The organism is Bacillus sp. FSL R5-0416, assembly GCF_037975425.1.
Lineage (GTDB): Bacteria > Bacillota > Bacilli > Bacillales > Bacillaceae > Bacillus > Bacillus subtilis.
This window is the reverse complement of sequence record NZ_CP150252.1, coordinates 357756-381285: the sequence shown is the minus strand read 5'-3', so window position 1 is coordinate 381285 and position 23530 is coordinate 357756. Positions and strand designations below refer to the sequence as shown.

At 45.6% G+C, this 23530-nt stretch carries 16 protein-coding genes and 2 pseudogenes; 7 read left to right on the top strand and 11 right to left on the bottom strand.

Features of this window, described 5'->3' with window-relative positions:
- Positions 1-3 precede the first annotated feature (3 nt).
- Together srfAA and hxlR are read right to left on the bottom strand one after the other, a co-directional pair.
- On the bottom strand, positions 4-10767 hold the full coding sequence (srfAA, locus tag NYE20_RS01990; protein WP_161621340.1) for a surfactin non-ribosomal peptide synthetase SrfAA: 10764 nt from the start codon (positions 10765-10767) through the stop codon (positions 4-6).
- 573 nt (positions 10768-11340) lie between these two features.
- Entirely contained in the window at positions 11341-11703 is a 363-nt protein-coding gene (gene hxlR, locus NYE20_RS01985; RefSeq protein WP_003246265.1) for a transcriptional activator HxlR, read from the bottom strand.
- A 231-nt stretch (positions 11704-11934) separates the two neighbouring features.
- On the opposite strand from hxlR, the gene hxlA reads away from it, so the two are divergent.
- From hxlA to nin, 5 genes are all read left to right on the top strand, one after another.
- A complete protein-coding gene (gene hxlA, locus NYE20_RS01980; RefSeq protein WP_021481819.1) occupies positions 11935-12567 on the top strand; it encodes a 3-hexulose-6-phosphate synthase in 633 nt (210 codons plus the stop codon).
- Between the two features lie 5 nt (positions 12568-12572).
- Positions 12573-13130, top strand: coding sequence for a 6-phospho-3-hexuloisomerase (gene hxlB, locus NYE20_RS01975; protein ID WP_021481820.1), 558 nt, complete (start codon positions 12573-12575; stop codon positions 13128-13130).
- Positions 13131-13240: 110 nt separating this feature from the next.
- Entirely contained in the window at positions 13241-14962 is a 1722-nt protein-coding gene (tlpC, locus tag NYE20_RS01970; RefSeq protein WP_161621339.1) for a methyl-accepting chemotaxis protein TlpC, read from the top strand.
- Between the two features lie 167 nt (positions 14963-15129).
- Positions 15130-15579, top strand: a complete 450-nt coding sequence (gene nucA, locus NYE20_RS01965; RefSeq protein ID WP_014475770.1) for a DNA-entry nuclease — start codon at positions 15130-15132, stop codon at positions 15577-15579.
- Between the two features lie 26 nt (positions 15580-15605).
- Positions 15606-16004: a DNA-entry nuclease inhibitor gene (gene nin, locus NYE20_RS01960; protein WP_021481824.1), complete on the top strand. Its 399-nt coding sequence runs from the start codon at positions 15606-15608 to the stop codon at positions 16002-16004.
- Between the two features lie 36 nt (positions 16005-16040).
- Here nin and bglC read toward each other — a convergent pair whose 3' ends face one another.
- From bglC to NYE20_RS01925, 7 genes and pseudogenes are all read right to left on the bottom strand, one after another.
- Positions 16041-17474, bottom strand: a complete 1434-nt coding sequence (gene bglC, locus NYE20_RS01955) for a 6-phospho-beta-glucosidase (protein ID WP_046160040.1) — start codon at positions 17472-17474, stop codon at positions 16041-16043.
- Positions 17475-17545: 71 nt separating this feature from the next.
- Complete coding sequence (locus NYE20_RS01950) at positions 17546-18274, bottom strand: AAA family ATPase (RefSeq protein ID WP_021481826.1); 729 nt, start codon at positions 18272-18274, stop codon at positions 17546-17548.
- Between the two features lie 18 nt (positions 18275-18292).
- Positions 18293-18634, bottom strand: a complete 342-nt coding sequence (locus tag NYE20_RS01945) for a DUF3147 family protein (RefSeq protein WP_032724911.1) — start codon at positions 18632-18634, stop codon at positions 18293-18295.
- Positions 18622-19044, bottom strand: a complete 423-nt coding sequence (locus NYE20_RS01940) for a MarR family transcriptional regulator (RefSeq protein WP_170939093.1) — start codon at positions 19042-19044, stop codon at positions 18622-18624. The genes NYE20_RS01945 and NYE20_RS01940 overlap by 13 nt, the downstream gene beginning before the upstream one ends.
- 126 nt (positions 19045-19170) lie before the next feature.
- On the bottom strand, positions 19171-19503 hold the full coding sequence (locus tag NYE20_RS01935) for a YckD family protein (protein WP_021481829.1): 333 nt from the start codon (positions 19501-19503) through the stop codon (positions 19171-19173).
- 80 nt (positions 19504-19583) lie between these two features.
- A pseudogene (locus NYE20_RS01930) lies at positions 19584-20040 on the bottom strand (RDD family protein).
- 18 nt (positions 20041-20058) lie between these two features.
- Positions 20059-20255: pseudogene (locus tag NYE20_RS01925) on the bottom strand (hypothetical protein).
- A gap of 161 nt (positions 20256-20416) precedes the next feature.
- Between NYE20_RS01925 and NYE20_RS01920 the strand changes: the two are divergent.
- Together NYE20_RS01920 and NYE20_RS01915 are read left to right on the top strand one after the other, a co-directional pair.
- Positions 20417-21280, top strand: a complete 864-nt coding sequence (locus NYE20_RS01920) for a transporter substrate-binding domain-containing protein (protein ID WP_080481234.1) — start codon at positions 20417-20419, stop codon at positions 21278-21280.
- Positions 21281-21289: 9 nt separating this feature from the next.
- Positions 21290-21970, top strand: a complete 681-nt coding sequence (locus tag NYE20_RS01915; RefSeq protein WP_003234624.1) for an amino acid ABC transporter permease — start codon at positions 21290-21292, stop codon at positions 21968-21970.
- A 47-nt stretch (positions 21971-22017) separates the two neighbouring features.
- Here NYE20_RS01915 and zinU read toward each other — a convergent pair whose 3' ends face one another.
- Entirely contained in the window at positions 22018-23211 is a 1194-nt protein-coding gene (gene zinU / locus NYE20_RS01910) for a zinc metallochaperone ZinU (protein ID WP_021481831.1), read from the bottom strand.
- A gap of 27 nt (positions 23212-23238) precedes the next feature.
- Complete coding sequence (locus tag NYE20_RS01905; protein WP_249849597.1) at positions 23239-23412, bottom strand: hypothetical protein; 174 nt, start codon at positions 23410-23412, stop codon at positions 23239-23241.
- Positions 23413-23530 lie beyond the last annotated feature (118 nt).

Sequence of the window (23530 nt, the reverse complement as noted above, 5' to 3'; positions counted from 1 at the left end):
CTATTAGAAAATTTCCATTAATTTATCCAGCTCATCCAGCGTCAAATCGTCGTCACCAAGATCACTCGGGGTCAGTTCCGTACCGTCTTGAGATAGGCAATGTTCAATGATTCTGAGAAGATGCGCTTTAAAGCTGTCACTGAATGTTTGTACTGTTTTTTCATGAAATTCAAGAGAATGATAGGCCAGTGACATCGTCAGTTTTCCGTTTTCGATATATCCGACAACATCCAGCGCATTCGGTTTTTCTGTTTCAGGGCTTAATGACTGTCCTGATGGCAGCTCTGATCTCGTAAACAAACCTGCATCCGACATTTCGTCAAACTGACCTAAATAATTGAAGCTGACATCCGGCTGAATCGAGAACGCCACATCTTCTTTATGTTCCGGTGCCGTCAGATAGCGCAGAATGCCGTATCCGACTCCCTTATTCGGCACATGTCTGATATCTTCTTTCATTTGCTTCAGCTGGTAGCCCAGATCATCCGCATGCTTCATATCGAGCACCATTGGGTACATACTTGTAAACCAGCCGACTGTGCGGGAAATGGTCAGGTCTTCTATGATTTCTTCACGTCCGTGCCCCTCTAAATGAACATTTACTCGATCCTGACCCGTCCACTCCTTCATTGCCAATCCGAATGCCGTCAGCAAAATATCATTCATTTCTGTGTGATATGCCTCATGCACCTTTGTGGTGAGCTGTTCTGTCTCTTCAGCAGTCAGCGAGAATTCAATTGTCTTTGTATGTTTCATTCGCTGATCACCAGATTCGCGGTCTTTCGGAAGCTTTGCCGCGACTGCTTGTTCTTCAAGCTGTCTCCAATACTCTTTTTCTTTCAAAAAGGCTTTGGAGTTCGCGAAGTCTTGCAATCTCTCTGCATATTCTGCAAATGAATGTGTTTTCTGCGGGAGAACCGGTTCATTGCCTTGCTCAAGCTGTGTATATACCGCGGCGAAATCCTCCAGTAAAACCCGCCACGACACGCCGTCAACCACTAAGTGGTGAATGGCAAGAAGCAAGTGGTCTCCGTCTTCCGCTTGGAACAAGCCTGCTTTTAACAAGCCGCCTTCCTGCAAGTCGATGCTGCTTTGTAAACGCTCCGCTTCTCTCTCTATACGGTCTTCGTAATCTGCAGCTTGGCCCTCAATCTGGATGACCTCCAATTGAGCTGAAGCAGCTTCAAGACCTCTGTTGTATTGAATGACGTCTTCCTGTCCCTCACGGTAGACCATACGGAGCGCGTCATGATGCTCGATCAGCGCCTGCAATGTTTTCTCCACCCGTTCAGGATCAAATCCCTTCTTGGCGTGAAGCATCACCGATTGGTTCCAGTGGTGCTTGTTCGTGAAGTTCTTTTCAAAAAACCAGCGCTGGATCGGCGTCAGGATGACTTCGCCCTCCACCGGGCCTTGGTCTGCCTGTTTGCCTTCGGCACGCTCTACATATTGGGTAAGCGCCTCGATCGTCGGGTGCTGGAAGAGATCTTTCATTTCCAGCTTCCAGCCGTGCTGGTTCAAGCGGCTCGCCATTTGAATTCCTTTGATGGAATCTCCGCCAAGCGAGAAGAAATTGTCGGTGACACCGACTTCAGACATTCCAAGCACGTCCTGCCAGATGCCGGCAAGCAGCTCTTCCATGTCGGTCGTCGGCGCTTTGTATTCTCCGCTTCCCACTTCGATGTCCGGCTCAGGCAAGGCTTTGCGGTCCACTTTGCCGTTTGCCGTAACCGGAAGCTCGTTCAGCGTCACCCAGAACGCCGGGATCATGTAATCCGGCAGGGTTTCCTTCAGTGCTGATTTCAGTGCTTCTATGTCAGCTGTTTCCGGTGTGACATACGCCGCGATCGCTGTGTTGCCGCCTTTATCTTTGACAGCCGTCACTGCCGCATCCTGTACCTCAGAAAGCTGGGCGAGCTGGACTTCAATTTCTGAGAGCTCGATCCGGTAGCCGCGAACCTTGACCTGCTGGTCGATCCGGCCGATGTATTCGATGCCGCCGCCCGTCCATTTCACCAAATCGCCGGTGCGGTACATGCGCTCACCCGGCACAAACGGATCAGCGACAAACCGCTTCGCGGTTTCGTCTTCTCGATTCAGATAGCCTCGTGCCAGTCCGCGCCCCGCCACGCAAAGCTCTCCGGCTACGCCTTCCGGCTGCACCTGATTGCCCTCGCCGAGGATGTATACTCTCGTATTGGCGATCGCCCGTCCGATGGAAAGCGAGCCTTCCTCCGGATGGATTTCTGCGCTTGTGGCAACGACCGTGTTTTCTGTCGGTCCGTAGTTGTTGACGAGTGTGTACGGCTTTTTCACTGCGCGCTTCAGCTTGTCTCCTCCGGTCAAGAGGACGCGAAGTGATGTGTTCTCAAGCTCCATGAACTGTTCCGCAAGCTGTGTCGGCAGGAACGTGATCGTTACGCCGTTCGTTTCGAAGTAATTGTTCAGGCGGACGATATCGAGGCGGATCGCTTCATCAATGACGTGAAGCTCAGCGCCGATCGTCCAAGTCGGGAACATCTCCCAAATGGAAGCGTCGAATCCAAAGCCCGCGTACTTCGCACTGCGGTCCTCCGCTGTCATGCTGAACGCGTCGTGGTGCCAGAAGCACAGGTTCACAAGCGCATGGTGCTCGACCATGACACCCTTCGGCTGTCCGGTCGTTCCAGACGTGTAAATCATGTACGCCAAGTTCTCCGCGGTTACAGCCGTCTCTGGATTTCCCTCGTCGTTTTCATCAAGTGGCAGGCTTAGAATCGTGCGGCTTCCGTCGAGAAGAATGACATCTCCCGTATAGCTGTCCGGCACTGAAATGCCTTCCTGTTTCAAGAGGAGCTTCGCGCCGCTGTCCTGTAAAATATACTCAATCCGCTGATCCGGGTAGTCAGGATCAATCGGCACAAACGCCGCTCCGGCTTTCAAGACGCCGAGCACCGCGGCGGACATTTCAAGCGACGGCTTCGTGAGAACGCCGACGCGGTCATCCGGGCTGATGCCGCAGTCCATCAAAATCCGTGCAAGACGGTTTGCCTTCGCATTCAGCTCGCCGTACGTCCAAGACTGGCCGTTGTATGTGACAGCCGGGCGGTCTTTGTGGCGCTGGACAGTCTCTTCGAATAGCTGATGAACCGTTTTGTCTGTCGGCACAGGCAGCGCTTTACCCTTCCATGCCTCAAGAAGCGCTTGCTTTTCTGTCTCGGTGACCAGTGACAGGCTGGAAAGTGGCTGGTTCGGGTTCCCAGTAACTGCATCTAAAAGCTCCATCCAATATTGCTTCCATCGTTCAATCGTTTCCTGCTTAAACAGAGCTGTATTGTATTCGAGTACGAATGTAAGCCCTCCGTCGGTTTCGTCAACCGTCAGCGTGAGGTCAAACTTGGCTGTTTTCCGTTCAAACGGATGCGGCTCAAGCTGAATCCCTTTCATTGTTAAATCCTTTATATTCGCATTTTGCATTGAAAAAACTGCATCGAATAACGGGTTTCTGCTTGTGTCACGCTGAACTTGAACATTTCCGATCAAATCCTCAAGCGGGTAATCCTGCGCATCAAAAGCGCTGAGTGCCGTTTCTTTCACTTCGTTAAGATAGTCAGCAAAGGTCTTTTCACCCTTCGGATACGTGCGAAGCGCCAATGTATTGACGAACATTCCGATGACGCGGCTGACGTCCGCTTGAGATCGTCCGGCCACAGGTGAACCGACGATGATATCGTCTTGCCCGCTAAGTTTTGATAAAAATGCACTGTATGAAGCCAGAAGCACCATGTAAAGCGTGGAATCCGTTTCTTTTGCAAGCCTGCGCAGAGCATCAGCTTTGCCTGCTTCTAATGAAAATGCAATGCGGTCTCCCTCAAATGTTTGAACGGCAGGCCGACTGTAATCAGTCGGAAGCGTCAGCACCGGCAGCTCTCCGTCCAGCTCCTTCAGCCAATGCTCTTCTTGCTTCTTGTAAAGCTCAGACTGAATGAACTGCTGCTGCCACACGGCATAATCCTTATATTGAATACGGAGCGGCTCAAGGGTTTCTCCGTCGTACAGCTTTGAAAGCTCCTCAATCAGCACACCGACAGATGCACCATCAGAAATAATATGATGCATATCGAACAGCAGCACATGCTCAGTGTCTGAATGCTTGATAAGCCCTATTCTGAACAGTGGAAGTTGGTCGATTTTGAAAGGCTTAATAAACTCAGAAACGATCCGCTCTGTCTCTTCTTCCGGGGCTTCGAAATAGGCTATCTCGCACTCAGCCTCTTCCCAGATCCGCTGCACCGTTTCTCCATCTTTTATTTCAAACGTGGTTCTCAAGGCTTCATGACGCTGCATTAACTGCTGCATGACGCTGTTAAGCCTTTCAACATCAAGCTCACCTGTCAGGCGCAGAACCGCCGGCATGTTATAGCTCGTTTGCGCATCCTCAAGCTGCTGAAGCACGTACATCCGTTTTTGCGGTGAAGAAACAGGATACGTATCTTGTTTCTCTGCCGGGCTGATACTTGCGGCTGTCCCTTTTTCAGCAGAGGCAATCACCTGTGCCAAGCCCTCAACCGTCGGTGATTGGAAGAGATCCTTGAGTGACAGCTCAACGCCCAGTTCCTGATGAACCAAGGCAAGCATCTTCATGCCTGCTAATGAATGTCCGCCAATGTCAAAGAAGTGGTCATAAACGCCGACTTGTTCTGCCTGAAGTACCTGTGCCCAAATGTCTGCGACTTTTTGTTCCGTTCCATTGCGTGGCGCAACATATGAAACACCTCTTGAAACGTTGGCATCAGGAATCGGCAGCGCTCTCCGGTCAATTTTTCCGTTCCCTGTCAGCGGCAGCTCGTCCATTTGGATAAATACCGCAGGAACCATATATGCCGGCAAATCCTTCGCAGCATGCTCTCTCATCTCTTGTGATGAGATGTCTCCCTCTCCGACATAGTAAGCACACAACAGTTTATCTCCCGCTCCTTGATCAACGGCAAGCACAACACTCTCCTGAACACGATCATGGGTTTGCAGCTGATGTTCGATTTCTCCAAGCTCGATGCGCTGTCCGCGAATCTTCACCTGATGGTCGATTCGCCCGATAAATTCGATGTCGCCATTCGGCAGCCATCTCGCAAGGTCTCCCGTTTTATACATGCGTTCGCCGGATGTAAACGGATGGGGAACAAATTTCTCCTCAGTCAGTTCTGGACGGTTGTAATAGCCTTTCACGAGTCCTTCGCCGCTGACGCAAAGCTCTCCGGCAATCCCGGCAGGCTGCACGTGTCCCGTACGGTCAAGAATGTATACTTCCGTATTGCTGACCGGTTTTCCAATCGGAACAGACAGCGTGTGCTCCTCCAATTCATCAACCGGATGATACGTCGCGAAAACCGTGCTTTCAGACGGTCCATACATGTGAAGGAGCTTGCCCTTTCCAACCGTTTGCAAAGCTTTTCTGACATGCTCAACCGAGGCCCGTTCCCCGCCAAACATAATCTTGCGAAGCGTTGACAAGCATGCCGGATTCAAGTCCACAAGCAAGTGGAACAAAGCGGTTGTAATCATGAGAATGCTGATGTTCTCCCGTTCAATGACGCGGGACAGGCGAGCCATGTCCAAAACGGTTTCCTTCGGTATCAGCACCAGCTTGGCTCCGTTTAACAAAGAGCCGAACATATCGAACATAAACGCGTCAAACACGTAATTGGAAAGACCGAGAATCGTATCCTGTTCTGTAATGCTGAGATAATTCGTTTCCTTCACCGTGCGGAGGATATTGGCATGTGTCACGATATTCCCCTTAGGTGTTCCAGTCGTTCCGGAAGTATACGTCAGGTTGGCCATTGCTGCAGAATCAAGAGGCAGTGCGAGATTTCGCGCATCGGCATGATAGCTTTCTTCCTCATCGGCTAGCACGATAACGCCCTTAAATTCCGCTTCTTCCGCCAAAGCCTTTAATTTCCTCTGAGTGAGAAGCACCTTTGCTCCGCTGTCACGGAAGAAATGCTGCATCCGCTGAATCGGATGTTCCGGATCGATCGGAACATAAGCCGAACCTGATTTTAATACTGCCAAGATCGACACAATCATATCCATTGACCGCTCGCATAAGACAGCCGCAGTTCTGCCTTCGCCAGCTCCAAGAGAAAGAATGCCGCGGGCTAAACGATTGGCCCGTTCATTCAGTTCACGATAAGTGAGTGATTCGCCTTCATATTGAAGCGCAGTGTGGTCTGGCGTATTCGCCGCTTGCTCCTCAAACAGCTGAACAATTGTTTTATCTTTCGGATAAGGTGTTCTGCCCGGGTTAAACTGCTGAATTTGCGAAGCGGCCTCCTCTTCAGAAAGAAGCTTATACTCAGAAATCGGCTTCTCTGGATCAGCCGCAGCATCTTCAAGCAAACGCGCAAAATGCGTAAGCAGCCTGTCTGCCGTGCTTTGTTTAAACAGCTTCGTGCTGTAATCCAAATCAAGCTCAATGCCTTCATCGGTTTCTCTCGCCTGCACCGTCAAATCAAATTTGGCAATCTTGAAATTGGTCTCATGAACAGACAAGGACAGATCGCCGACAGCCGGAATGCCCTCTGTCGCGTTTTGAAGGCTGAACATCGTGTCAAACAGCGGATGCCTGCTAACATCACGCGGGATGTTCAATTCTTCAACAAGCCACTCAAACGGATAGTCCTGATGAGAAAAGGCATTCAGCACCCGTTTGCGGACACGCGAGATCAATTGGGTAAACGTCTCATCCTGCTTCACCTCACTGCGAAGCGCAAGCGTATTGACGAACATCCCGATAATGCCCTCTGTATCGGAGTGATTTCTGCCCGCTGACGGCGTCCCGACAATGATGTCATCCTGTCCCGTATACTTTGACAAAAGCGTATAGTAAGCGGAAAGCATCACCATATACAAAGTGGCGCCGTTTTGTTCAGCCAAACGATTGAGGCGATCCTTTACCCCCGCATCCAGCTTGATTGACACCCGATCCCCTTCAAAGCTTTGGACAGGCGGTCTTGGATAATCGGACAGAAGCTGAAGCACCGGTATCTCGCCTGCAAAGACTTCCTTCCAATAAACCTGATCCTTCTTGTACCCTTCAGCAGCCTGTCTGCTTTGCCATACAGCGTAGTCCTTATACTGGAGACGAAGCTCAGGAAGCTGTTCGCCTTTATAAATGCGTGCTAACTCCTCCAGCATAATGCCAATGGATACACCGTCAGAAATCAAATGGTGCATGTCAAACAGCAGCATATGACGGTTCTCTTCAAGCCCCAGCAAACCGATTCTGAACAGCGGAGCTTTCGCCAAATCAAATGTCCGAACGAATGAAGCCATAATTGCCTCATCTGAGCGGCCGCCTCTTTCAATCATTTCGATGTTGAAATCAACGCTATCGTGAATGTTCTGTCTCGGCGTGCTGTTTTCAAGAACAAATGATGTTCTCAATGACTCGTGGCGTCGGATTAATCCCTGAAATGCGCGCTCCAGCTTTTGAATATCTAAAGGCCCTTCCAGAATTGCTGCTGCCGGCATGTTGTAGCCGACTCCCGCATCCTCGAACTGGCTGACGATATAAGTTCGCTGCTGTGCCAGGGAAAGCGGGTAATGCTCCTGTTTTTCAGCAGGTTCAATCACCGCAAAAGCTTTGCTTTCTCTGTGATCAGCTTCCTCTGCAAGAGCCGCAATCGTCGGATGCTCAAACAAAAATTGAAGCGGAATCTCGATGCCTGTTTCCTTATGAATCTTTGTTAAAAGGGTCATGGCCTTCAATGAATGCCCGCCCGTTTCAAAGAAATTGTCAAAAATCCCCGCCTTCTCAACGTTCAGCACGTCCTGCCAAATGGCTGCGATTGCTTTTTCAGTCTCATTTCGCGGCGCTGTATAGGCAGTGCCGCTGACAGCCTTCACCTCTAGTGCAAACAGCTTGCGGCGGTCGACTTTGCCGCTTGGCGTAAGCGGAATTTCTGTCACTTCTGTAAAGTAAGCCGGCACCATATAGTCAGGAAGCTGTCTGGCCGCATGCTCCCTCAAACCGGCTGGCGCAAATTCGCTTCCAGGCTTCTGCACAACATATGCGCAAACCTCAAGATTTCCCTGTTCGTCAGGGCGTGCCAAAACAACGGCTTTTGCAACGTCTGGCGCCTGCTGAATCACGGCTTCAATTTCCCCAAGCTCAATCCGGTATCCGCGGACTTTGACCTGGTCGTCCTCTCTGCCTAAATATTCGATTGTTCCATCTGGAAGCCAGCGCACCACATCCCCGGTCCGGTACATGCGATCGCCCGGCACGAATGGATCTTGTAAAAACTTTTCTTCCGTTAATTCAGGCAAATGCAAATAGCCTCGGCCCACACCGTCTCCCGCGATATAAAGCTCGCCCGCCACGCCTTCAGGCTGTAGCCGGCCTTTTTGATCCAAAATATATAAGCGATTGTTCCCCAGCGCTTTCCCGATCGGCACATACGCTGATTGAACTGCACTCTCAGGGATAACCGGATGAACAGACGCGTCAACGCACGTTTCAGTCGGCCCGTATACATTGGTCAAACGCGGCGCTGTGCCTGCTTCTTTAAACAGCTTCAGCAGCTTGTCCGCAACAACAGATGACAGGCCTTCTCCTCCGATCAGCATGTGCTTCAGTTTTAGGCCTTCAAAATCGCCTGCTGCTGCCAGCATTTGCAAATGAGCCGGTGTTCCGTCCGTCGCCTCAATGCTGTTCTTCCGATAATATGCAGTAAGGGCGGCCCCGTTCGTCACTGTTTTCTTCGGTACGATATAAAGGGTTTGTCCCAAAAGAAGCGACGCGAAGATCTGCTTCACTGACGCATCAAAGTGGAACGGCGCAAGCAATGCCATCCGCAGGGTTTGGCTGCCGCTTTGATAAATCGTCTGCTGCAGAGATTCAACCAAATGATGAACCTGGCGATGCTCGATCATAACGCCTTTCGGGCGTCCGGTTGTCCCCGATGTGTAAATAATGTAGGCAAGGTTCCGTGCGTTCACATCTGCATTCAGGCTTTCTTCTGCACCTTCCGCAATCGCCTGATCTAAGTCAATCAGCTCAGCATCGGCTTCAGGCGCCGCAACCTTCGATTCAGTCAGGATGAAGTCCGCCCCGCAATCCTCCAAAATATATTGAATGCGCTCAGCAGGAAAACCCGGATCAATCGGCACATAGGCTCCGCCGGCTTTTAAAATCCCCATTATAGCTGTAATCATCCGTTCAGAACGTTCAATCAAAACCGCGACAGGACTGTCCGGGCCAACCCCTTTTTGTTTCAGCACATTGGCGATGCGTGCGGATTGTTCATGTAACGTTCGATAGGACAATGTACGACCTTCAAATACAACCGCTGGATGATCTGAAAGCTGCTCAGCCTTTTCTTGGAACAGTTCCGGGATCGTCATGTCCTTACGGTAGCTCACAGATTCACCGCCGGCCCTCGCAAGCAGCTTCTCTTTCTCCGCATCAGAAATCATCGTTAATTCATCAATTGTATGTTCTGGATGCGTTAACGCGTTCTCCAGCATCGTAATCATGCGCTCACAAATCATGTTGATTTCTTCACGTGAAAATAAATCAGTGCGGTAATCAAAATCTATGGTGAGTTTCCCAGTATCCCATCGATCCTTCACATGGATCGAAACATCATTTAATCCGCTGCCGCTGAAAATCGGCTCAGTCAAAAAGGCAAGGTCCTCTTCTTTTTGCCATTGCATCACCTGATATTCAAGAGAAACAGTAAACAGCTTGGTCAGAGAGCTCTTTGTTTCACGCAAATCGTTGATCAGGAGATTATACGGGTACTTTTGGTGGCGGAGTGTCTTCATGAGATCCTTCATCCGGTCTTTGACAAATTCTGAAAACGCCTGCCCGCCGTCAATGTTTGTCCGAAGCGGAACCGTAGAAACAAACATGCCAAGCATCTGCTTCTCTTTCGCATTTGTCCGGTTGCCCATAAAGGTTCCCGTCACAACATCATTCTGGCCGCTGACCCTGTACAAATAGGCGGCGAGCAGCGATTGAAATACCGAAAGAACACTGACTTTATTCGCCTCACAAAACGACAGAATCTGCTGATGAAGCGCTTCAGGCACATCTTTAGAGAACCTCTCAGCATCTAAACTTCCCCCTGCGGATGCATTCCGTTTCAGGGAAACAAGTTCAGGCACCGATTCAAATTGCTTGTTCCAAAACGCCTTGTCCTTTTCAAACCGCTTCGATTGAGCATATTCCTGTTCAGATAAAACATGATCGATAAATGAATGCGAGATTCCTTCTTTTGTCTCTGAGCCGCTGGCTAATTCTAAATAAATGTGCATGATCGCATTCCCGAGAATATTCATGGAGATACCATCAGAAATCACGTGATGAACATTTGCGTAAAACCACACTTCATTTTCCTTTATGGTGAACAAGGAAAAACGGAACAAATCACAATCGTACAACGGCAACGGTTTTTTCGTTTCCTCCCGGCTCCATTGTGAAATAAACTCTATCGCATTCGGATCTTCAGTAGTGTCAGTATGTTTTATATCAACAGGCCGATACTCGCTAATATATTGAACAGGCTCCCCGTTTTCATCTAGCCGCAACCGAAGGCGCATGGCGTCATTTCTGCGAATAAACTCTTGAATCGCCTGCTCAACAAGCACATAATCAATCGCATCAGCTGAAACCAGCTTACCAATCCCCGCAAGATTTGAAATGCTCGTGTGAGGATAAAATTTTTCTGTATACCAAATTCGTTTTTGTGCATCCGTTAAAGGGTAAAAAGTTATTTCCATATTGTCATACCTCCCCTAATCTTTATAAGCAGTGAACATGTGCAACGCATTTTCTCTTTCTTATCCATATCAGCTTTTAATTCTTATGAACTAACAGCCGAAATAGCCCAAAGTACTACACTTAAAAAGCAGAGCTTCCAAACAAAAAACAGATTGCCGCTATAAAAACGGGCAGCCGTCAGTCAGCATTGCGGCGTTTAACATAAGCGGATAAAGACCGCAAGATCCCCTATCCTAACAGGAAACAATTTTGGCTATTTATTCATTGTTTTCAATATTTTTTATCTTACTACCGTTCACTTTAAATGAAAAAAATGTTTTTATCACCGAAAAATGGGTGAAAAGTTTCATGCGGGATGCCGAAAGATTCCAGTTTATTTACAGGGATATTTTTGCGGGATACCGCAATCATTTCCACTAAACATTATTTACAGAAAAATAAAAATTTTTAAACCAAACTGCTGCGTTCAATTCTTTTTATTGCTGACTGCAATTTACAATCTTTACATGACTATGTGTACCGCACAAAAACCGAAAAAAAGGCAAAAAAAAGACACCCTTGCGAAGAGCGTCTTACAACGATTCTTTCATGACATTTTTGTCGATATCAATCAATTCCATATAGCCTTTCCCCCACTCATACATGGCTTCAAGAATAGGCATGAGGCTTTCTCCGTGCGGGGTCAGAGAATATTCAACCTTCGGCGGGACAACCGGATACACTTCCCTGTGAACAATCATATCCTGCTCAAGCTCTCTCAGCTGATTCACGAGGATCTTCTGCGTAATATCAGGAATCAATGTTTTTAATTCATTGAACCGTTTTGTGCCTTCTTTTCCTAAATGCCATAAAATGAGCATTTTCCATTTACCTCCAATCACTGCAAGCGTTAATTCCTTCTCACAATTAAACCTTTTGTCGTCCATCCGGCTCAATAGAATCCCCCCTTAGTAACCTTTTTGTATGTTAAATACGTATCATCACTTACTTACTTTTTTGCAGACTCTTTTTTCATTATACTCACTCATAAAATCAAGCGAAAGAAATCTGATTGCCTCTCCTCACAGTATCCTCCAAGTAACTTGTTGACTTCAAAGTGCCTACTTCTCAACAAAAGAGGGAACCTATAGAATGAACAATAATTCGAAAAAGGGAGTGGATCAACAATGGAATTACAGCTTGCATTAGACCTCGTCAACATTCCAGAAGCCATTGAGCTTGTCAAAGAGGTAGAACAATACATCGACGTAGTTGAAATCGGAACACCGGTCGTCATTAATGAAGGCCTAAGAGCCGTTAAAGAAATAAAAGAAGCATTTCCTCAATTGAAGGTTCTTGCAGACCTGAAAATCATGGATGCCGGAGGCTACGAAATTATGAAAGCGTCGGAAGCAGGCGCTGACATCATCACCGTTTTAGGGGCTACAGACGACGCAACGATTAAAGGCGCAGTAGAAGAAGCCAAAAAACAAAAGAAGAAAATCTTAGTGGACATGATTAACGTGAAAGATATCGAGTCCCGTGCGCAAGAAATTGACGCACTCGGTGTTGACTACATCTGCGTCCACACTGGCTATGATCTTCAAGCAGAGGGCAAGAACTCTTTCGAAGAATTAACGACAATCAAAAACACCGTAAAAAACGCAAAAACCGCAATCGCGGGCGGCATCAAACTTGATACACTGCCAGAAGTGATCCAGCAAAAGCCTGACCTTGTCATTGTCGGGGGCGGAATTACAAGCGCAGCTGATAAGGCGGAAACAGCTTCAAAAATGAAGCAGCTGATTGCCCAAGGATAACTCCGATGAAAACGACTGAATACGTAGCGGAAATTCTCAATGAGTTACACCGTTCAGCAGCTTATATTTCTAATGAAGAGGCTGACCAGCTTGCCGATCACATTCTTTCATCCCACCAAATTTTCACTGCGGGTGCGGGGCGGTCTGGCCTGATGGCAAAATCCTTCGCGATGAGATTGATGCACATGGGCTTCAACGCCCATATAGTAGGTGAGATTCTCACTCCGCCGCTCGCCGAAGGAGATCTAGTTATTATCGGCTCAGGATCAGGCGAGACAAAGAGCTTGATTCATACCGCAGCAAAAGCAAAAAGCTTACACGGAATTGTTGCCGCTTTAACCATCAATCCGGAATCAAGCATCGGAAAACAAGCGGACCTCATCATCAGAATGCCTGGTTCTCCTAAAGACCAGTCAAACGGAAGCTATAAAACCATTCAGCCAATGGGATCATTATTTGAACAAACTTTGCTGCTCTTCTATGATGCAGTGATTTTAAAACTCATGGAGAAAAAAGCACTCGATTCTGAAACTATGTTCACTCACCACGCAAACCTTGAATAGCATCACACAACCGGCCTGAAAATCAGGCCGGTTTTATTTTTTTAAAAATAAAACTTTAAACCCAAAAACCCGATAAGTAATATGACCTATAAATCATAAAAGGAGGAATTATGTTGATAAAACGATTTAAGATGAAGCTAGGAACTAAAATTCTTTGCCTCGTTTTCGTGGTGATTCTTTTGTTTTCGGCATCAGTTGGCACTGTGATGCTTAAAGAAATTACAGAAAGCATGAAACAAATGGCAACTGAAAAAGCGAAAGGTGATCTCGCTTTAAGCAGCACATATATTGATGATGTCATGTCAGGCGACTGGCAGGTGAAAAACAATAAGCTCTATAAAGGGCAAACACAAATCAATGGAAATGAAGATATTGTTGATCTGCTTGGTGAAAAAACAGGTGATACCATTACCATTTTCCAAGGCGATACTCGTGTTGCAACCAATGTCATGAAGAATGGCGAAAGAGCTGTCGACACCCAGGCTTCTTCTGAAGTTATCGCCGCTGTTTTAAAGAAAGGAAAGCGTTTTTACGGACAAGCAGATGTAGCAGGTTCTTCTTATCAGACTGCATACATGCCGTTAAAAGATCAAAATGGGAACATCATCGGCATGCTGTATACCGGAGCTAATCAAAGTATTTTAGCATCACTTACACAATCACTTTTCACTCAATTCGCTATCGTTCTTGTTATCGTCATTATAGTATCAGTCATCCTTGTTTTGGTTTTCACCAGAAAAATCAACAAGCGGCTGAACGCTTTAAAAAGCGCCTTTGAAAGTGCCGGAAACGGAGATATGACAATAGAGGTGTCAGACAAAACCGGTGACGAGCTTTCAGAACTAAGCGTCTATTATAATAAGATGAGAATGAAGCTGAACGATACCATACAAACCGTACAACAATCAGCCCTTCAGCTTGCGTCAGCCTCTCAGCAACTCTCAGCCGGAGCAGAGGAAACAAATCAAGCTTCAGAAAAAATCACAGAAGCTGTACAGCAGATTGCAAATGGAGCCCAAGATCAGATCACCCGAATTGAAAACAGTGAAAGCTCTTTAAAACAAGCTTCAGCAGACATCCGGGATATTTCTGCAAATACTGCCGCTATCGCTGACAAAGGGCAGCTCGCGCAATCAAAAGCAGACATTGGACAAAAGGAAATTGCAAATGTACAGGCGCAAATGGATGCGATTCACCAGTCAATTCAGAAAAGCGGAGAAATCATACACCAGTTAGACGGCCGCTCTAAACAAATTGAGCAAATTTTATCGGTCATCACCCAAATTGCCGATCAGACAAACCTGCTTGCGCTGAATGCAGCAATTGAAGCTGCCAGAGCCGGTGAACAAGGAAAAGGCTTTGCTGTTGTTGCTGATGAAGTACGTAAATTAGCGGAAGAGTCTCAACAGTCTGCGGGACAGATTTCAAAACTGATCATAGAAATACAAAAGGATATGAATCGGTCTGCAAGATCTGTTGAGCATGTGAAAACAGAAGCTGCAGAAGGAGTCACCATGATCCAGCGCACCAGAGATGCATTTAAGGAAATTGCAGCTGCAACAGGTGAAATCAGCGCCGAGATTAGTGATTTATCAGCATCTGTAACAAACATTTCAGCCAGTGCACATCATATAAATGATTCCTTTGCAGCCAATACGGCCGACATTAAAGAATCTACTAAAAATACCCGGCAAGCGGCTGCATTAACAGAGGAGCAGTTTGCTGCAATGGAGGAGATTACCGCAGCTTCTGAAACACTTTCTCAATTAGCTGAAGAGCTTACCGGTATCATAAGCCAATTTAAAATGATTAATCAAGCCGCAAACGGCTGATGACTTACTATCATTATTGTAAATTGGCAATCGTATTTTGCTTAAAACAAATATTTCGATCTGCTAAAATTACGATTTCTGCAATAAACTGAGCGTAAAACATAAAATTTAAACCTTTACACCAAATGCTTTCTGGATTACTCTTGTGTCAGTTTTAAAAGCGGGAGGTGAACATCACGACGGACATCATAAAAACAATACTTCTCGTCATCGTCATCATAGCAGCTGCAGCTGTCGGCCTGATAAAAGGAGACTTTTTCTCAGCTGATCAAAAAACGTCTCAAACGAAAGAATATGATGAAACAATCGCCTTCCCTTCTGACCGTTATCCCGAAACGGCCAAGCATATTAAGGATGCGATAAATGAGGGGCACTCAGAGGTGTGCACTATCGACAGAGACGGAGCTGAGGAACGCCGCGAGCAATCATTAAAGGACGTACCTTCCAAAAAGGGGTATGACAGAGATGAATGGCCAATGGCCATGTGCAAAGAAGGCGGTGAGGGAGCTTCTGTAGAATACATTTCTCCCGCTGACAACCGCGGAGCAGGCTCTTGGGTCGGGCATCAGCTTACCGATTACCCAGACGGCACAAAGGTTTTATTCACAATTCAGTAAACAGTACATAGAGGAGGAACAGCACATTGATCAAATCATGGAAGCCGCAAGAACTTTCGATTTCATATCATCAATTTACTGTATTTCAAAAGGATTCTACACCTCCTGTAATGGATTGGACTGACGAAGCGATTGAAAAAGGATATGCTGCGGCAGACGGAGCCATTTCCTTTGAGGCACAGCGAAATACAAAGGCCTTTATTCTTTTGCGCCTGAACAGTTCAGAAACAGTAAACTCCTACGAAAAAAAAGTGACTGTTCCTTTTCATGTCACAGAAAACGGAATTCATATTGAAAGCATCATGTCTAAAAGACTGTCCTTTGATCTGCCTAAAGGAGACTATCAATTGACATGCTGGACTGTGCCGGCTGAAATGTCAGATTTGCACGCCGACACTTATATTATTGATGCTGTTTCTGTGTAATGAAAAACCCCTGAGAGAATAACTCTCAGGGACTCTTTATAAACTTTCTCCGTTTGTCTTGATGACATCTTGATACCAATAAAAGCTTTTTTTCTTCAAGCGTTTTAAATCGGATGTGCTTTCTTCATCACGATTGACATATACAAATCCGTATCTTTTTTGGTAGCCGTTCAGCCAGCTTAACAGATCAGTAAACGACCAGCTGCAATAGCCGATTAAATCGACACCGTCACTGATGGCTTGTCTGCATTGCTCAAGATGCGAACGCAAATAATCAATTCGATAATCATCCTGTACAGTGCCGTCTTCAACTTTATCAAATTCACCCAAACCGTTCTCTGTTATAAACACTGGAAGCTGATAGCGGCTTGTAATTCGGCGAAGACCGATACGCAGCCCAATTGGGTCAATTGTCCAATCCCAGTTGCTCGTTGTCAGATGCGGATTTTTTTTCGTTTTGAACACTCCGGGTATCCCCGTCTCCTGATTGGTTCCTTTTTGGCCTGTCGTATTCATTTTCCCTTCTGACACACCATCAAGCGGATTTCGTTCATAGGTGATCGTCTGATAATAATTGACACCTACAAAATCAGGCTTCCCTTTGGCGAGCAGGTCCATATCTCCTGGTTCAATTGTCGGCGCCCATCCCTGTTTTTCCAAGTAGCGGAATGGAATTTGCGGGTAGGTTCCCCAGCAATACATGTCAAGCCACCAATTGTTCGTAAATTCTTCGGCGTTTTCAAATGCCAGTATATCCTCTGGATGGCTTGATAAAGGGTAAGCCGGAGAATAAGCAAAGCTAGGACCTATTTTGCCTTCAGGCACATATTCTCTAAATGATTCGATGGCTTTTGCATTAGCCAGAAACGCAATATGGTTTGCTTCGTAAAATCGTTTTCTGTCTTTCACTCCAGGCGGATGCATGGCTGTAATAAATCCGTGATTAAAATTGTAGTTCTGTTCGTTTAACGTAACCCAATATTTCACCCTGTCTCCAAAACGTTTATAAAGAGTAATACAGTAGTGATTAAAATCCTCTATGATGTTTCTGGATTCAAACCCGCCGTATTCGTCCATAAGCGCTTGAGGCAAATCCCAGTGATATAAAGTCAGAACCGGCTCGATGTGATGAGAAAGCAATTCATCAATCAGTCTATCGTAAAACGCTAGACCTGCTTCATTGATCTCTCCTTTTCCTTTTGGAAAAATCCGTGGCCAGCTGACGGAAAATCGATACGCTTTTAACCCCATCTCAGCCATCAGAGCGACATCTTCTTTAAATCGGTGATAATGGTCAACCGCAATGTCGCCATTGGTTCCTTTAAACGTTTTGCCCGGTATTTTCGTAAACACATCCCAAACAGAAGGGCCTTTGCCATCTTCATTCCAAGCGCCTTCAATCTGGTACGCTGCAGAAGCAGAGCCCCACAAAAAATGTTTCGGAAAAGATTCTGGATGCTGGTGGATCATAGTGTTTATCACTCCTGAATTATTGATAAACCTATCATAGGCTATGAAACGCGTTTCAGATCAACTCGATGTTAGTCGCGGAACAGCTCAGCTAATATTTTTTCTCTTTGTCCAAGAAAATATCGTGTTAATTGAACATGCTCTGTATTCTCATATTCAATATGATGTATTCTTCCACCATCAAAGCTTAAAATATTAGCATTGGGATAGCCCAGTAGGATTGGGGAGTGAGTCGCAATGATCATCTGTACATTTCCGCCCTTCACCAAATCATGTATAACTCTCAAAAAAGCTAATTGTCTAGCTGGAGAAAGTGCTGCTTCTGGCTCATCTAAAAGGTAAATCGCTTTCTCTTTAAAACGATGACGGAATAGAGACATAAAGGACTCTCCATGTGATTGATTGTGTAGCGGCCTCCCTCCATAGGAACGGTATGGCTGAGGAGCATCTAGTTCCATCTCATCCAGATGAAGAGAAAGATGATAAAACGATTCAGCCCTTAAGAAGAAGCCATTTGTTACCTTTGGAAGCCAAGATAAACGTATATAATCTCCTAAATGGGAATCTGACTCCCGTAATTCATAGACATTATTTCGGCTTCCGCCCGCTGTATTGAATTCACACTTATCTGCTATCGCTTCAAGCAAAGTAGATTTTCCAGATCCATTTTCCCCCACAAAAAAAGTCACTTGGCTAGTAAATAAGATGTCATTTAATTGACTTATAGCCGGGATAGTAAAAGGAAATCTGTCAAAGTCCAAAATCTTATCTCGAAGAAGAGTAACCTTTTTTAAAAACATAGCATCTCCTTTCTATACTCAGTTAAATAATATATTGAGAAAGATCTTCTGCATCCATAAAAACATAGCCCATCCTAGTATTCCAACACATAATGCAAACCAAAACGGCACATGAATTTTCAGCAAAAAAGCCAAAATAGCTAGTAAACAAACTGTAGCTGGGATTCCTGTAAGCACACCAGATGCAAATTGACTTAATTGAGCTGTTTTTTCACCTTGTATTTGCATCCAAAAAAGGCTTAATAAACTGACCAAGGGCAAAGCAGCAATGATGCCGCCATAGGTCGGATGTCTTTTTGATATTTCAGTAACAAAACCGATAATCAACGCAGAGATGATTACTTTACTTAAAACTGCCATTGTTTAGCTTCCCTACTTAAAAGTTCAAATGCCTGTTCAAGTAATTTCTTTTCTGATGTGCTCATTCGTTCAATTATTTCTTTTAATTTCTCTTTATCTAGCTGTGTATGCTGTTCAAGAACAGATCTTCCTTCTTGTGTTAAGAAAACTAAAACTTTTCGTTCATCCTGTTGACTTCGCCGTTTAGCTATAAATCCCTTTTGAATCAAACGTTTAGTATGCTCTGACGCTGTATTGTGAGAGACAGACAAGTATTCAGCCAAAGCTCCTATTGTCGCCTCACCTTGCTTTTCAATATGCTGCATAATCCGTATTGCCTGGTGAGAAATATTATCTTTATGTTGATAATGTAATAAATAATAAATATCTGTCCACTGCTGATTAAGTTTAGAGATTAAATCCATCTCCATCATTATACACCCCATTTGTATCTTATTATAAGATATAATCAACAAAAGCGATATATTTTTTGGAAAATTCATTCAGTAACTTTTAACAATAAAAAAGCACCCAATTCCCATTGGATGCTTACCATTTTAATGTCTTTTTTCAAATTTATGCGGATGAGGATGGTGCTTTGGAACAAAGCCGTTTTGTTTCATCATTTCAAAGTGTTTGTCCAAGTGATTTTTGATGTGTTCTCCTCTTTCTTTAGGCAGGACACCATATTGTACATACTTTGAGATCACGTCTTTGCGCTTTTTAAGAATCTCTGCTTCCAGTTGTTCAATCTCTTTCTTTTGCTGATCTGTCAGTGTAACATTTGCGGGAGGCTGCTGCTGTTTTTCAGCGGCCTCAGCTGTACCGGTCAGAGAAATGACAGCCGCTGCAATGAACATTGTGATGATGTTGATGGTTATTCGTTTCATCCAGTTTATTCCTCCAATCTATTTTTCATATGTTTTGCTGCCTTGTATTTTTTATGCATAAAAATAAAAAGAGCGAACCATTATTCGCTCTTTCTAATCTCTTCGTCAGCATTAAGTTCTTCTTCACCTGGCGTCGCATAAGTGACATACGTTCCCGCGATTAAATCATGCAGGGTCCGTTTGTCTTCTCGTACGGCAATTAGAATCAGGCTGGCGATCAAGCCGAGTCCGAAGGTTATAACGTAAACCAGGCCGGCTACAATAACCCGTAAAAACATTGTTAACAAGCTGACTTGTGATCCGTCTTTTTTTTACGATTCTGATTCCGCAGATTCTTTTTCCGATAAGGTAGCCGCGCCAAAACACCGGCAGCAAAATAGAGTACAGCAGAACAACCAAACTGATGAACATGCTGTCATTCGGGTCTTTTCCTGTAATCAGCCAATAGATCAGCAAAAGAGGCACGGAGACTATAATGTAGTCTAACAATGCAGCTCCAAGTCTGATCCAATATCCGGCTGGTTTGTAAATGTTCATTTGACTCCCCATTATGGTTTAAATGTTTCCATTTTCTTTCTCATCGAATATATCATATGCCTTAGGGGCATCAGCAAGACTTAAATTATTCTGATGATCGGTTTCATGTCTCTTGACCATTTCTTCCGGTATTGGCATAGATGAGTGACGGGTCTGCTGCATCCTTCACTTTCACATGTGTTTCCTTGGTACGTCTGGCATTCATCCTTGGACAATTCCTTTTTTCATCACCTCTTCCCTTCATAGACGCTTTTAAACACCCACCCATGTCTTTTGTATACACAATTCGAACTTTTTGAAAACGCGATCAACATATTGCAACCCCTTATGTTCAATGCTATCTTTTTAGTTGATTAACAGATTGGGGGAACTATAGGTGAAATCATTCATGCATTCCAAAGCCGTTATATTCAGTTTCACAATGGCTTTCTTTCTTATATTGGCAGCCTGTTCCGGCAAAAATGAAGCCGATTCCAAGGATACAGGCTGGGAGCAGATTAAGGATAAAGGGAAAATCGTAGTCGCTACATCAGGCACGCTTTATCCCACTTCTTATCATGATACCGACTCTGGCTCCGATAAGCTGACAGGCTACGAGGTTGAAGTCGTTCGTGAAGCGGCAAAACGCCTGGGATTGAAGGTTGAGTTCAAGGAGATGGGCATTGACGGGATGCTGACAGCGGTGAACAGCGGACAGGTTGACGCAGCCGCGAATGACATCGATGTGACGAAGGACCGCGAGAAGAAGTTCGCATTTTCTACTCCATATAAATATTCATACGGCACGGCAATCGTCCGTAAAGACGATTTATCCGGGATTAAAACGCTTAAGGATTTAAAAGGGAAGAAAGCGGCTGGCGCGGCTACAACCGTCTACATGGAGGTCGCGAGAAAATACGGCGCCAAAGAAGTGATTTATGATAATGCGACGAATGAGCAATATTTAAAAGATGTTGCCAACGGACGCACTGACGTCATTTTAAACGACTATTACCTGCAGACACTTGCGCTCGCGGCATTCCCGGATCTCAACATTACAATTCATCCTGACATCAAGTACATGCCGAACAAACAGGCCCTTGTCATGAAAAAAAGCAATGCGGCACTTCAGAAAAAGATGAACGAAGCATTGAAAGAGATGGGCAAGGATGGTTCTTTGACTAAACTGTCGAAACAATTCTTCAATAAAGCAGATGTATCAAAAAAAATTGATGCCGACGTTCAGGACGTTGATTTGTAATCGGACGCCATGATCAATAGCATTCAATGGGAATATATTTTCAACACAAAGCTGGCTATTGAATCGTTCCCTTATGTCATAAAAGGCATTGGGTATACACTGCTCATCTCTTTTGTAAGCATGTTTGCGGGAACTGTGATCGGCCTGTTCATATCACTCGCCAGAATGTCTAAGCTTGCTTTGTTAAGATGGCCGGCGAAGCTCTATATCTCATTTATGCGGGGCGTTCCAATTTTGGTGATTTTGTTTATCCTTTATTTCGGGTTTCCTTATATCGGCATTGAATTTTCCGCTGTCACGGCTGCTTTAATCGGCTTTAGCCTAAACAGCGCCGCCTACATTGCGGAAATTAACCGTTCAGCCATTTCATCCGTCGAAAAAGGACAGTGGGAAGCCGCATCCTCGCTGGGTCTTTCCTATTGGCAGACGATGAGGGGCATCATTTTGCCGCAATCGATACGTATTGCGCTGCCTCCGCTTGCCAATGTGTTGCTCGACTTAATCAAGGCATCATCTCTCGCTGCGATGATTACAGTGCCGGAATTGCTCCAGCATGCGAAAATCATCGGGGGCAGAGAGTTTGATTATATGACCATGTATATTCTGACCGCTCTCATTTATTGGGCCATCTGCTCCATTGCCGCGGTCTTTCAGAATATCCTTGAGAAAAAATACGCTCATTATGTTTAAACAAACGTTTCATTAAAAAAAGCCGCCCCCAGGGGACGGCTTTTTTTCTATTGATTCAGCTTCCATTTAAACGGGTCCTCAAACAGCGACCAGTCGGAATCAAATTCATATTCAGTCAGCAGGCATTGATCAAGCTCTTTCGTAATCGTTTCTTCATCCAGGTCAGTTCCGATAAAAACTAGCTGCGTTAGGCGGTCGCCGAACTCCGGGTCCCACTCCTCCAGGATTTCCGGCTCTTGCTGTTTGACTTGCTCCTGCTCAAGCTTCGGCAGCGCCGCCACCCAATAAGATACAGGCTCAATCGTAACCGACGGACCTGCTTGCGACATCAGCAAAGCAAGGTTGTTATGAGATGCGCACCAGACGATTCCTTTGGCACGTACCACGTTCTTTGGCATTTGATCCAACCAACGGTAAAATCGTGTAGAATGAAACGGCAAACGTCTCTTATATACAAATGAAGAGATACCGTATTCTTCTGTTTCCGGGATGTGTTCCGCATGGCCTGCCGTCAGCTCTTGAATCCAGCCGGCCGATCCGCTCGCTTCCTCGAAGTTAAATAACCCTGTATGCAAAATCTCCTGCGGTTTTACATTTCCTTTGACGGAACGAATGAACCTGGCTCTTGGCTGCAGTTTACGAAGAACGTTTTCAAGCTGTTCGAGCTCTTGCTCGCTGACCAAATCACATTTATTTAAGATCAGTACATCGCAAAACTCAATTTGATCGATCAAGAGGTCGGCGATTTCTCTTTCATCCTCTTCCCCCAATGCTTCTTTGCGGTCCAGAAGGCTTTCGCCTGACTGATAATCATGCCAAAAACGGTTGGCATCAACCACCGTCACCATCGTATCCAGCTGACAAAATTTTGTAAGATCGATTCCCATCTCTTCATCGATATAAGAGAAAGTCTGGGCCACCGGGATCGGTTCGCTGATTCCTGTCGATTCGATGACGATATAATCAAACCGTCCGTCTTTTGCCAGCTTCTCAACTTCAATTAATAAGTCTTCGCGAAGCGTGCAGCAAATGCAGCCGTTTGACATTTCCACAAGCTTTTCATCTGTTCTGGAAAGGCCCCCTTCCTGCTTAACCAAGCCCGCGTCAATGTTCACCTCGCTCATATCGTTTACGATAACCGCTATTTTCAAGCCTTCGCGATTTTGCAGAATGCTGTTCAGCAATGTTGTTTTTCCCGCACCTAGATAACCGCTCAGTACGGTAACCGGAATTTTTTTCATAATAGTGCCTCCATTAAAATAGAATGATTACGATTTAAATTGAATACTTCGCCGTATGTACAATGGTGTAGAGCAGCTATTCGCGCTTATTTCTCGCTGCCGCCCGATTTCTAAATCAGTAAAGGCTCCAACCGCGTTTAATCCTTTTCCCCATCGCAAATCCTTGCCGACATTCGGAAAACCGCAGCTTGCATAAAGCAATTGCTCTACTTGAAATGCTGAACCGATGGAGAGCGCAAATATCTCATCAGAATGCGGCTTGTGTATCGTCTCCAGTTTTCAAGAGACGCTTCATGGGGATCAATGACAGCAAGATCCT